Consider the following 10,502-nt stretch of genomic DNA (forward strand, 5'->3'; position numbering starts at 1 on the left):
GCGAGGAGCGCTACACAACGGGGGAGAGCGTTGGCGTTCATGGTGACTCCTGGTCGCCGGTAACTTCCTTCGCTGACCACCCGCGGCGGGCCGAATCCCGGGAGGGAATCGGCGGGCGGCCGACGAATCGAAGTGCTCCACCAATCTACGAACGGGCCGTCAGGAGGGACAGCGCGCGCCGGGACGCGCCTCAGCTAGCGCGCTGGTGCCTGCCCCAGGTACGCCCTGACCAGGTCGGCGAACTCGTCCGCGTCCCATTGGGGGTGGGGCCGATCGTATTCCCGAGCGTGCGCGTCCATGACGTAAGCGGGCCGCGGGGGCGTCGCATCATCCCACCGTGCGCGAGCCGGGTAGATGAGGAAGACGCCCGCGCACGGACCGGTGAGCACGAGCATGTCGTCGTATTGGTCGATCACGCTGGCCTGCCCGTCCCAGTACTGGCGGGCGCGCTCGTCGGTGACGAGGTCCAGGACCCGATCCACGTGTCGTTGGCGGGCGCCGTTTCTGGGAACCCAGACGACGTGAACGCTCAGGCGCGGGTCGTCGATCCGCGCGAGCACCTTCTTTTGCGTTTCGGAGGCCCCCCGAAGACATCCGCCTCACGTGGGGGCGACGAGGGCGACGATGCGGACCTTCCCCGAATCCGCATTGAAGGTAGAGCGGAGCGGCTCCGCGTGTTCGTCGAGCACATCGTACTCGCTGCTCGCCGGGTTGATCGCGGCCACCGCCGCCAGGGCGATCGTGCCCGCTAGAACGACGCTCTTCATCCCTACCCCCTCAATACCAGAAGAAATCGGCCACGAACTGCAGGGCCACGGCGAACAGCCAGAGCCCGATCGCGCCCCAAACGATTCGTCGATTCCAGCGTCCCGCCTCGGTTCGGCAGGATTCGGCACAGGCGATCGCACGCACGGGGCGGTATACGGCCCACAGGGCCACTCCGAGGAACAGCGCCGAGCCACCCAGCAACCAGAACCGGTAAGGCCTGAGGCCCGCGGCGAAGATGGCCCCCTGGACCCCGAGCAGGCTTATGCCGATGGGCCCGACACAGCAGACGCTGGCCGCGAGGCTGCCGATCGCCGCCCCCGCCGCCCCTGTCACCGACCCTATCTCGGTCGCTCGTCCCGCCACGTTCTCGCCTAGACCCGGCTCGGGACCTCGCCCGGGCGGTTCCCGGCCGGGTCGAGGCCGAACCGGGACTCCGTCATCAGCCTACCCAGCTCGAAACCCTCATCGACCGAGAGGACGAAGGTCCCGGGATTGTGCGCCGTCCACTTTTCGGCCGCTTCACGCGACCGGAAGAAGTGCACGAAGTGGCAGAACCGGGTGATGGTTTCGATCGTGGCCTGCTCGTACAGCGGAGCTTCGGGGACCAGGAACGAAATGACCGCTTCGGCCGGTTCGATATCCCTTGCTCCGTCGCTGCCGACCGTGAGGCTGATCGACTCGCCCGTCGTGGGACATGTAGACTTCACCTCGACGTCCCCACCGAGGAGCGTCGGAAGGAAGAGCGCATCCCACGCGCACCACGCGTACAGCTCGGTGCCGTCCTTCGTCAGCCGGTGCGCCATGGGTAACACCGCCAGTCCGCCGAAGCCCGCGATCCGGCCGTCGTCGTCCCGATAGATCAGACACGCGAGCGCGTCGCCGGAGAGCACGTCACGCACTCGGGCCTCCTCGAAGCCCGTGGCCCGCGCCAGGCTCGCCTCGGACACGGGCTTGCCAGTCGACGACAACAGTGCGTAGAGCTCGAGCGCCAGGGAGCGCTCGTCGCTCTCCAGATCCGGCAGGGTGTCGGAGAGAGGGGCGAAGAGCCCCCGCAAGCGGGTCGCATCGAACATCTATACCTCCAGGTTCATGCACCGGCCCGATCGGCCATTCGCCTTGCCTCCCAGCGGTCGATGGGAGTCATGATTCCCGGACAGAAGTGCTCTCTCGCCGGACTGCCGCGGAGGCGACCCCACAGCTCCGGAATCGATCGCATCTCGCACCCCGGGGTGCGAATCGCGGCGGCGAAGAGAAACGACACGCCGAGGTGGAGGAACGTGTACAGCAGCCAGGCCAGAACCGCGGCGCCGAGAGGCGGGGCGAAGACGTCACCGGAGAGCGCCAGCCCGAACGCGGCGGCGACGGCCAGCGCGGCCGCGAGTCCGCCGATCACTCTCCGGCGCGGAACAGCGGTTCCCCAACCGATGTTGAGCACGTCGGGAAACACGTATGCGCCGATCGCGATGAGCGGCCAGAGGCCAGGGAAGAACGCCAGCCCGCGTTCGAAAACGACCGCCGAGCCGACCAAGACGAGTTTGCCGACCAGCCAAGCGCAGCCGGCCCCGAACAGGAGCCGGATGTTTCGGCCGATGCGGGCTGGCCGGGGCAGGGTGCCGGGTGCCTCGTACGAAAACCTGGGTGGGCGCTGCGCCTGGAAGGTCACGGCGCGCCCCGCAGCGCCCGCAGGATCTCGGACGCCTTGGGCGCGCCTTCCGCGGCGCAGGATAGCGCCGCCGGTCCCGGCGCATCGCCCCGCACGCTGACCCCGTCGATGAGGACCGCGGGCGATGCGAAGCCCCTCAAATCGCCCGGCACGGGCTGGGACGTCAGGTCCCACTCCCTCCACGAGGCCCCCATTCCGGCGGAATCGAGCGCGGCGCGCAGGCTCTCGCGGGCAGCCTCCACGTTGGGACACCCCTGGAAGTAGACGAGGTCGATGCGCACGCTCATGCGTCCGCATCCTCTCCCAGCGCCTCCAGGATCGGGCACTCGGCGGAGGGCTCGCGCAGTTCGCACGCCTCCACGAAGTCGCTCAGCACCCGCCGAAGGCGCTCCAGGTGGTCGATCTTGGACGCCACGTCCGCCAGCTTCTCCCGCGCGCTGCTAGAGGCGGCGTCGCAGGACGCCGCGTTGGCGGCCCTCAGCTCGAGCAGGGACTCTACCTCCGCGAGCGAGAAGCCCAGCTCCTGGGCGCGCTTGATGAAGCGCACGCGGTCGGCGGCCGCCCGCTGGTATATGCGGTATCCGGACGCCGTTCGGGACGGTTTCGCCAGGATGCCCCGGCGCTCGTAGTAGCGGATCGTCTGCACGTTCACGCCGGCCGCGTCGGCCAGCGCTCCGATCATCATCGTCATTCGTTAATCCCCGCCCGCGAGGGATCGTCGCGGCCCACGGGGACCGTGGGCCGGAAACTCACCCTCAGTCTACACCTTATACCTAGGTATAGAGTCAAGGGTCGAGGCGCCGGGTTCCGGATCACGCGGACCCCCCCGTGCGTTAGCAAGGCCGACGAACGCAGCTCCAGACCAGCCCCAATAACTACGCCGAGACGACATCCATGTCGGAACAGCCTTTGACGCCCGATCCAGCGGCGCATGCCCGTGCCGCCACGCTGGGCCGGTTCGATCGCTCCTTCTTCGTCCAGATGGTGACGTCGTTCCTGGTGTTTCTCGTCGCGGTCGCGGCCATCGAGGTCGGGGTGAGATTCGCCATGGTCTACTACGACTACCGCAACGACGGCGCCCCGGAGACGACCGCCGCGGCGGAGCAACTCGCCAACGACGTGCGCACGATCATGATCAACTCCGGGGGGCCGGTGGCCGCCCGTTCGGTATATCCGATCCTGGACCGGAACTTCCAGGCGGCCGGGTTGCACATCGCCATCGAGCCGTCGGCCGCGACGGTGGAGGCGGTGCGAGAGAACTTCGAGTTCGTCCCGAGGGGGGTGCGCGCCGACTTTCCCGCGGGAAGCCATCACGAGGCCAGCGTCGACATCCGCGCGGATGACATGTGCTTGCGCTGTCACACGACGGCGAGCGTAGGCGACGTGCTGGGGACCGTGACGGTGCGCCAGTACCTGGGTGACAGGCTAGCGGCCTGGTGGTCGGAGTTGCGGACGACAGTCGCCGTCAACGTGCTCAAGATCGTCGTGCACATTCTGGCGCTGTTCTACCTGCTGCGACTACTACTCGCTCCGCTGTTCACGCTCCGGTCAGCGATGGGTCGCCTGGCCCACGGAGCCGGCGACCTCTCGGTGCGCGCCGAGGTGGGATCGAGCGACGAGTTCGGCGAGCTGGCCTACTCCCTGAACGAGTTCCTGGACCGGATCTGCAACATTCTGTTCGATATCCGGGTGCTCGCCCGACGCGCCGGGGCGGTCTCGATCAGGCTGGCCCAGGTCGTGGGTAACACGACCGGGCAGCTCGAGCGGGTACAGGGCTCCATGGCGGAGGTGATCAGGGTCAGCGTTGCAGATGAGGAGGAGGCCTCAGGGGTGCTGCGCGCGTTGCCGGACCTCGTTCACGAAACGCACGGCCTTCGCCACATGGTGCAGGAGATAGGATTCCTCGAGGAGCAACTCGAGGACGTGTCTACCCGAAGCCGGGCGCTTCTCGACAGGGTGGTGCCCGAGACCGGGCCCAGCCCGGACGTGGCGGATGGCGAGGCCCCTGCGCCCGTCGGCGAGTGAGTCGAGGCGCGGACGCCGCGTCGCTCAACCCGTACGCGGCGCCAGCGTGATGCGCTTCCCCAGATAGTTCGCCGTCCCCCCTTGTGCGGGCGCTCGGCCGGCCGGCAGCTTGACTCGGACGTCGGTGCCGCCCCGCGCCCGAGCCGGCGCGGACCGCGGCTCCGACCAGCGAGGAGGCTGCCGTGGTCACCATCTCCCAACTCTGGCTTCCCATCGTGCTGTCCGCGGTGGCGGTATTCGTCGCCAGCTCGGTCATCCACATGGCCTTGCCCTGGCACGCCGGGGATTTCGACCGACTCGACTCCGAGGACGACGTCATGTCCGGTCTGCGGGGCGCCGGGGTGACGCCGGGCTCCTATGTCATTCCGCACGCCCGAAGCGGCGCCGAGAGAAAGACCGATGAGTTCCAGCACAAGCTCACGATCGGCCCGGTCGGGTTCCTGGCGGTGGTGCCGAGCGGCGAGCAGAACATGGGCAAGAGCCTCACCCAGTGGTTCGTCTTCTGCCTGGTCGTCAGCGTTTTCGCCGCCTACCTCGCGAGCCGGGCCGTGTCCCCCGGCGCGGACTACCTGGCGGCATTCAGGTTCGCGGGCACGGCAGCGTTCCTGTGCTACGCGGTGGCGCTCTGGCAGGACTCCATCTTCTTCGCGCGGAAGTGGCGCGCGAGCCTGACCCTCACCCTGGACGGCCTCATCTACGCGGGCCTCACGGCCGGAATGTTCGGCTGGCTTTGGCCCGTCTGAGTGAATGCTCGCTTCGCTCGATGGACTCCGTGAGGCGGCCCCCTCCATCGAGGGGGTCGTCTTCGATGTGGACGATACGGTCACCCGCGCCGGGCGACTGGAGCCGGAAGCCTTCAGCGCGATGTGGGCGCTGGCGGAGGCGGGCCTCACGCTGCTGTGCGTGACCGGTCGGCCGCTCGGCTGGACCGACCTCTTCGCTCGACTGTGGCCGGTGGCGCTGGCCGTCGGTGAGAACGGCGCCGGGTGGGCCTGGCGCGAAGGCGAAGGGCTGCGCGAGGGATACTTCCAGGGCCCGGCACGGCGGGAGGCGAGCGTCGAGCTGCTCAGCCGGATCAGGGAGCGCGCCGGGGAGATATTTCCGGACATACCGGTCGCGGGAGACCAGCGTGCGCGGCGCTGCGACCTGGCCTTCGACGTGGGCGAAACCCACACGGTACAACCCGAACGGATCCAGGGACTCGTTACGCTGATCGAGACCGAGGGCGCGCGCAGCAGCGTCTCCTCGGTGCACGCCCATGCGGTGCCGGGCGATTGGGACAAGGCGGTCGGCGCAGTGCGCGCGGCGCGGGACGCGCTCGGCCTGGATCTCGAGGACCGACGCGAGCGCTGGGTATTCGTCGGGGACAGCGGCAACGACGCCGCGGCGTTCGCGTACTTCCCGCATTCCGTAGGGGTCGCCAACGTGCGCAACCATCTGCACCGGCTGCCCGCGCCCCCGCGCTACGTGACGGCGGCCGACCGGGGCAGGGGGTTCGCCGAGGTTGCTCGCGCGCTCCTGGAAGCGCGGGACGGAGGGGAAGCTGTCGGCGGAGCGGCAGCCGCGGGCTGAGCCGGGATCCGATCGTGCGTGCGCGCGGTTTCCAAACGGAGCACTCGCGTCCCCGGAGGAAAAATGCGCCGCAGCACCGCCGCCGTCCTTGCCCTCGCGCTGGCCATAGGGTGCGGGGACGACCCTCCGCCGGCCGGCCCGGACTCCTCGCCCGACGCGCCCAGCGACCCTGACGAGGCGCTGCTCCAGTCCGAGATCGAGCTTCCCGCCGGTTTCGAGATCACGATCTTCGCCAAGGACGTGCTGCGTCCGCGCTTCATGGAGCTCGGGGACGACGGCACCGTCTACGTGGGCACCTACTTCTTCACCAGGGGTGTGACCAGCGCCGTGTACGCGCTGCGCGACACGGACGGCGACGGGCGCGCCGACTTCCGGCGCGACATCCGCAACGGGTTCAACTCGCCGAACGGCCTGGCGTACGCCGACGGCACCCTGTGGATAGTGGACGAAGACCGGGTATGGCGCCTGGACGACATCGACAACACGCTGGACGCGCCCCTGCCCAGAGTGATTTTCGATGGCCTGCCCTCCCGCGCGCAGACCGATTCCGCGACGAACGTGGGCCACTTCTGGCGTCAGATGACGATGGGGCCGGATGGCCGGCTCTATATCGCCGTGGGGACCCGGTGGTCCTTTCTGGTCGGAGAGCACACCGCGAACGACCTGAACGATGATCCGATCTACTCGACCATCGTGCGCTTGAACCCGGACGGCTCGGGGCTCGAGATCTTCGCCGACGGCGTGCGCAACTCCATGGGCATGGACTTCCGGCCCGGCACCGGCGAGCTGTGGTTCACCGACAACGGGCCGAGCTGGCCGTTCGAGCACCCCAACACCTACGACATCCCGCCCGACGAGTTGAACCGCGCCACCGCGGCGGGCCAGCACTTCGGCTTCCCTTACATCCACGGGCGCCTGCCGGACCCGCTGATAGGTGGCGATACGCCGGCCGGCGTGATCGCCCCCGCCCACGAGTTCGCCGCGCACTCCGCGACGCTGGGGATAGCCTTCTACACGGGGCAGAGCTTCCCGGCGCGCTACCGTGGGGGCGCGTTCATCGCCGAGCACGGCACCGAGGCGACGACGCCCGTGTTCGGCGTGAAGAGCAGGATCCACGGGGATCGCATCTCCTTCGTCACGATCGACGGGGCGGGCGCGGTGACCGGCTACGAGGTCTTCGCAGGAGGCTTCCTGCGCAACATGAACTTCGACTACGCGCGCAGGCCCGTGGGCCTCCTGGTGCTGCCGGATGGGTCGCTGCTGATCTCCGATGACCAGGCGCACATGATCTACCGGGTCAGCTACGTGGAGTAGTCGTCAGCAGGATTGATCCGGGGTCCAATCTTGACCATCCTCCTGCCGCGGCGGCGTCGGGCGCGAGCCCGACGACCGACCCCGACCCACAGAGAGTTCACGAAGCCGGATGCACACCGCCGGGCGAAGCCGAACGCGCCGACCCCGAACCGTCCGGCAGCCAGTGGAGAGCGTATGTGGAAGCGAACGCTGGTCGCGCTGGGAGTCGCCGTCGCCCTGCAGGGAGCGCTGGCGCCGGAAGGCGCGGCCCAGATCAGGGCGAGCGAACACGGCGTGGTCGCGCAGACCGCGGACGGCACCACCGTCACCGTCGAGTATTCCCGTCCGTCGGCGCGGGGCCGGGACCTCTTCGGGGCGCTCGTTCCGTGGGGCGGCGTGTGGACCCCCGGCGCCAACTGGGCGACGACGTTCGAGGTTGACAACGACATCCGGATGAACGGGGCGGAGATTCCGGCCGGCAAGTACACGGTGTGGGCCATCCCGCGGGAGGAGAGCTGGTCGATCATCCTGAACGACGATCCGGAGATCTTCCACTTCGTGAAGCCGGATTCCGCGGCTGGGGTGGTGGCGGTGTCGGCCGTGCCCGAGACCGGCGAGCACGTGGAGATGCTCACGTGGAGCTTCCCCGTGGTCCGGGGGGACGCGATGCAGCTCCGCCTGCAGTGGGGGACCACGTCGATCTTGATGGACATCTCGGTACCTCCCACGGTGCCCGAAATGACCGCCGAGGAGAGGGCCACCTACGTCGGCTCCTACGAGATCTCCATTGCCCCCGGCATGGGATGGCCGGACGGCGTGATGGAGGTGTTCGAGATGAACGGCAAACTGCGTGGCCGGCTACCGTTCGGCATTCACCCGGAGGACGAGCCGGAGTTCGACATGGTTCCGGCGGGCAGCCACCGGTTCAGCCCCGGCCTGTATCGTGACGGGGAATTCTTCAGCGTCGAAACGGGCGTGGCATTCGAGTTCGAGGTGCGCGGCGAGAAGGCTTCGGCGGTGGTTCTGCGCGGCGGCAACGGCGCGGAGTTCGGGACGGGAACGCGAGTGGAGTAGGTCGGAGGCGGGGACCCCACCCGGCCTGTGTTGGTGGGGTCCTCCCTCTGCTTGGGTGGGCCCACAATGGGCGCCACGAAAACCATTGCACGAACCCCTTCGTTTTCGCATCCTTGGTGCGCGGCGATCCTCCGGCACGGCTAGCCGGGGCCAGTAACGAAAGGACCTGGGCCCTTCCGCCCGGGTCTTTCTTGTTTTCGCCGCGGAGCCTGGTGCACATCGAGAGGTACGGAGATACCGGCCCCCGAGAACACCGAGACAGCCAAAGGCAGGTATCATGCGCACGACCGGAACCGTGAAGTGGTTCAACGCTGAAAAGGGCTTCGGCTTCATCACGCCGGAGGACGGAAGCAAGGACTGCTTCGTGCACCACAGCGCCATCAAGACGGAAGGCTTCAGGACGCTGGACGAGGGCTCGCGCGTGGAGTTCGACGTCGTTCAGGGGCAGAAGGGCCCCGCGGCCGAGAACGTCGTGCCCGTCTGACGGACGCGTCTACACGCGGTGAACGAAACGGCCGCTCCGGGTTCCCCGGGGCGGCCGTTTCTTCGTGGGCGTGGCGCCGGCGTGCGGGACCGCTGTGCGCGGTCAGGGCATGAGAAGCGTGGAACCAACGGTCTCGCGCGCCTCCAGAGCCCTGTGCGCTGCGGCCGCCTCTTCCAGCCGGAACCGCCGTCCGATGGTGACGCTGAGCGTGCCGTCTGCGAGCGCGGTAAAGAGCTCGCTGGCGCCTCGCTCCAGCCCCTCGCGGGTGCCGATATGTGACCCGAGTGTCGGCCGGGTGAGGTAGAGGCCCCTGTCCTTCAGGGAAAGCAGTCGGATGGGGGGGACAGGTCCTGAGGAGTTCCCGAAGGACGCCATCAGGCCGAACGGCGCCAGGCTGGCCAGAGAGGCCTCGAAGGTGGCCGCGCCCACCCCGTCATAGACCACGTCCACGCCTCGTCCGCCGGTGTGCTCCATGACGGCCCCGGCGACGTCTTCATGCCGGTACAGGATCACTTCGTCGCAGCCCGCGCCACGGGCTCGGGCGGCCTTCTCGGCGGACCCCGCCGTACCCAGGACCCGGGCGCCCAACGCGCTGGCCCACTGGCACAGCAGAGACCCGACTCCGCCCGCGGCCGCGTGCACCAGCACCGTCTGGCCAGGAGCCACCTGGTGGGTGCGCCGGACCAGGTACCACGCGGTAAGTCCCTTCAGCATGGCGGCGGCGGCGAGCTCGGCCGAAACGTGGTCCGGAAGGCCGACGACGCGCTCCGCGCCGATCAGGCGTGCGCCCGCGTACGCGCCCAGGGACTGGCCGTACGCCACCGGATCGCCGACGGCCAGATCAGTCACCCCCTCGCCCACCGCGTCCACCACGCCCGCTCCCTCCGAGCCGATGATCGCGGGCAGCGCGAGCGGGTAGAGGCCCGTCCGATGATAAGTGTCGATGAAATTCAAACCGATCGCTTCGTGGACGAGGCGAATCTGACCCGGCCCGGGCGCCGGAACCTCGAGCCCTTCCACCACCAGCGCGTCCGGTCCGCCGGGCTCGTGAACCCGCACCGCCACGGTGCGCAGCGGCCCTGTCACGAACGGTCCGCTTCCTGGGCGGCCGCGGGAGGCAGCGCCGCGATCGCCGTGATCTCTACCTTGAAGCCACCCAGCGCGGCGCCCACCACGGCGCGGGCCGGATAGGGCGGCGAGAACACCTCCTGATAGACCTCGTTGAACTCCGCCCAGTCGCCTATGTCGGCCAGGTAGACGGTTACGGACGCCACGTCGCTCAGGTCGGCCCCGGCGGCCTCCAGCACACGCCGGACGTTCGCCAGGGTGCGTCGCACCTGGTCGGCGAACGGAGCGTCCGTCTCTACCAGCCCGGTTTCCGGATTCAGCGGCACCTGACCCGAGGTGAACAACAGCGAGCCCACCCGCACGGCGGGCGTGTAAGCGCCGACCGCGGTGCCGCGGCCTTCCGGCTGCGGAGCGGGCGTCCAGCTTCTATCGGTCACGAGTCACTCTCCACTCTTGCTAGCAGGTCGCTGAAAGAGGGTAGCGAGCCGCGTTGGGAGCGCCACGGGGTCGGATGCAAGGCAGCGCGACGACGCGATACCGCTGCGTATCGGGGAG

Annotated in this window: 15 protein-coding genes and 1 pseudogene; 6 read left to right on the forward strand and 10 right to left on the reverse strand. The window is 68.8% G+C overall.

Annotated features, from left to right (window positions below):
- Positions 1–194 precede the first annotated feature (194 nt).
- The 8 genes and pseudogenes from ABFS34_14505 to ABFS34_14540 all read right to left on the reverse strand — a co-directional run bounded on the left by ABFS34_14505 (position 195) and on the right by ABFS34_14540 (position 3,122).
- Positions 195–560, reverse strand: a complete 366-nt coding sequence (locus ABFS34_14505) for a hypothetical protein (protein ID MEN8376654.1) — start codon at positions 558–560, stop codon at positions 195–197.
- A 39-nt stretch (positions 561–599) separates the two neighbouring features.
- Positions 600–767 (reverse strand): hypothetical protein, encoded by a 168-nt coding sequence (locus ABFS34_14510; protein ID MEN8376655.1) that lies wholly within the window; start codon positions 765–767, stop codon positions 600–602.
- A 10-nt stretch (positions 768–777) separates the two neighbouring features.
- Complete coding sequence (locus tag ABFS34_14515) at positions 778–1,101, reverse strand: mercuric transporter MerT family protein (protein MEN8376656.1); 324 nt, start codon at positions 1,099–1,101, stop codon at positions 778–780.
- A pseudogene (locus ABFS34_14520) lies at positions 1,055–1,153 on the reverse strand (30S ribosomal protein S6). Before ABFS34_14520 ends, ABFS34_14515 begins: the two are co-directional and overlap by 47 nt.
- A complete protein-coding gene (gene merB / locus ABFS34_14525) occupies positions 1,140–1,841 on the reverse strand; it encodes an organomercurial lyase (protein MEN8376657.1) in 702 nt (233 codons plus the stop codon). Before merB ends, ABFS34_14520 begins: the two are co-directional and overlap by 14 nt.
- Before the next feature lie 14 nt (positions 1,842–1,855).
- The gene (locus tag ABFS34_14530) at positions 1,856–2,431 is read right to left on the reverse strand and encodes a hypothetical protein (protein MEN8376658.1); all 576 of its coding nucleotides are present in this window, start codon (positions 2,429–2,431) and stop codon (positions 1,856–1,858) included.
- On the reverse strand, positions 2,428–2,718 hold the full coding sequence (locus ABFS34_14535) for a hypothetical protein (protein MEN8376659.1): 291 nt from the start codon (positions 2,716–2,718) through the stop codon (positions 2,428–2,430). The genes ABFS34_14530 and ABFS34_14535 overlap by 4 nt, the downstream gene beginning before the upstream one ends.
- The gene (locus ABFS34_14540) at positions 2,715–3,122 is read right to left on the reverse strand and encodes a MerR family transcriptional regulator (protein MEN8376660.1); all 408 of its coding nucleotides are present in this window, start codon (positions 3,120–3,122) and stop codon (positions 2,715–2,717) included. The genes ABFS34_14535 and ABFS34_14540 overlap by 4 nt, the downstream gene beginning before the upstream one ends.
- 203 nt (positions 3,123–3,325) lie before the next feature.
- Here ABFS34_14540 and ABFS34_14545 point away from each other — a divergent pair, with 203 nt between their 5' ends.
- The 6 genes from ABFS34_14545 to ABFS34_14570 all read left to right on the forward strand — a co-directional run bounded on the left by ABFS34_14545 (position 3,326) and on the right by ABFS34_14570 (position 8,879).
- Positions 3,326–4,456 (forward strand): methyl-accepting chemotaxis protein, encoded by a 1,131-nt coding sequence (locus ABFS34_14545; protein ID MEN8376661.1) that lies wholly within the window; start codon positions 3,326–3,328, stop codon positions 4,454–4,456.
- A gap of 182 nt (positions 4,457–4,638) precedes the next feature.
- Positions 4,639–5,199, forward strand: coding sequence for a hypothetical protein (locus ABFS34_14550; GenBank protein MEN8376662.1), 561 nt, complete (start codon positions 4,639–4,641; stop codon positions 5,197–5,199).
- A 4-nt stretch (positions 5,200–5,203) separates the two neighbouring features.
- Positions 5,204–6,028: an HAD-IIB family hydrolase gene (locus ABFS34_14555; GenBank protein ID MEN8376663.1), complete on the forward strand. Its 825-nt coding sequence runs from the start codon at positions 5,204–5,206 to the stop codon at positions 6,026–6,028.
- Between the two features lie 63 nt (positions 6,029–6,091).
- Positions 6,092–7,342 (forward strand): PQQ-dependent sugar dehydrogenase, encoded by a 1,251-nt coding sequence (locus ABFS34_14560; GenBank protein ID MEN8376664.1) that lies wholly within the window; start codon positions 6,092–6,094, stop codon positions 7,340–7,342.
- Positions 7,343–7,516: 174 nt separating this feature from the next.
- Positions 7,517–8,395, forward strand: a complete 879-nt coding sequence (locus ABFS34_14565) for a DUF2911 domain-containing protein (GenBank protein MEN8376665.1) — start codon at positions 7,517–7,519, stop codon at positions 8,393–8,395.
- Positions 8,396–8,672: 277 nt separating this feature from the next.
- Positions 8,673–8,879, forward strand: coding sequence for a cold-shock protein (locus tag ABFS34_14570; GenBank protein ID MEN8376666.1), 207 nt, complete (start codon positions 8,673–8,675; stop codon positions 8,877–8,879).
- Positions 8,880–8,981: 102 nt separating this feature from the next.
- Here ABFS34_14570 and ABFS34_14575 read toward each other — a convergent pair whose 3' ends face one another.
- Together ABFS34_14575 and ABFS34_14580 are read right to left on the reverse strand one after the other, a co-directional pair.
- Complete coding sequence (locus ABFS34_14575) at positions 8,982–9,965, reverse strand: quinone oxidoreductase (protein ID MEN8376667.1); 984 nt, start codon at positions 9,963–9,965, stop codon at positions 8,982–8,984.
- Positions 9,962–10,384: a Rid family detoxifying hydrolase gene (locus tag ABFS34_14580; GenBank protein ID MEN8376668.1), complete on the reverse strand. Its 423-nt coding sequence runs from the start codon at positions 10,382–10,384 to the stop codon at positions 9,962–9,964. The genes ABFS34_14575 and ABFS34_14580 overlap by 4 nt, the downstream gene beginning before the upstream one ends.
- Positions 10,385–10,502: the final 118 nt, after the last annotated feature.

The organism is Gemmatimonadota bacterium (genome assembly GCA_039715185.1).
GTDB lineage: Bacteria > Gemmatimonadota > Gemmatimonadetes > Longimicrobiales > RSA9 > DATHRK01.

Bases quoted from the DNA above. Each gene is read 5' to 3' on its own strand.
- ABFS34_14535 (MEN8376659.1), bottom strand. From the start codon at position 2,718: ATGAGCGTGCGCATCGACCTCGTCTACTTCCAGGGGTGTCCCAACGTG.
- merB (MEN8376657.1), bottom strand. From the start codon at position 1,841: ATGTTCGATGCGACCCGCTTGCGGGGGCTCTTCGCCCCTCTCTCCGAC.
- ABFS34_14510 (MEN8376655.1), bottom strand. From the start codon at position 767: ATGAAGAGCGTCGTTCTAGCGGGCACGATCGCCCTGGCGGCGGTGGCC.
- ABFS34_14565 (MEN8376665.1), top strand. From the start codon at position 7,517: ATGTGGAAGCGAACGCTGGTCGCGCTGGGAGTCGCCGTCGCCCTGCAG.
- ABFS34_14545 (MEN8376661.1), top strand. From the start codon at position 3,326: ATGTCGGAACAGCCTTTGACGCCCGATCCAGCGGCGCATGCCCGTGCC.
- ABFS34_14560 (MEN8376664.1), top strand. From the start codon at position 6,092: ATGCGCCGCAGCACCGCCGCCGTCCTTGCCCTCGCGCTGGCCATAGGG.
- ABFS34_14555 (MEN8376663.1), top strand. From the start codon at position 5,204: ATGCTCGCTTCGCTCGATGGACTCCGTGAGGCGGCCCCCTCCATCGAG.
- ABFS34_14540 (MEN8376660.1), bottom strand. From the start codon at position 3,122: ATGACGATGATGATCGGAGCGCTGGCCGACGCGGCCGGCGTGAACGTG.
- ABFS34_14570 (MEN8376666.1), top strand. From the start codon at position 8,673: ATGCGCACGACCGGAACCGTGAAGTGGTTCAACGCTGAAAAGGGCTTC.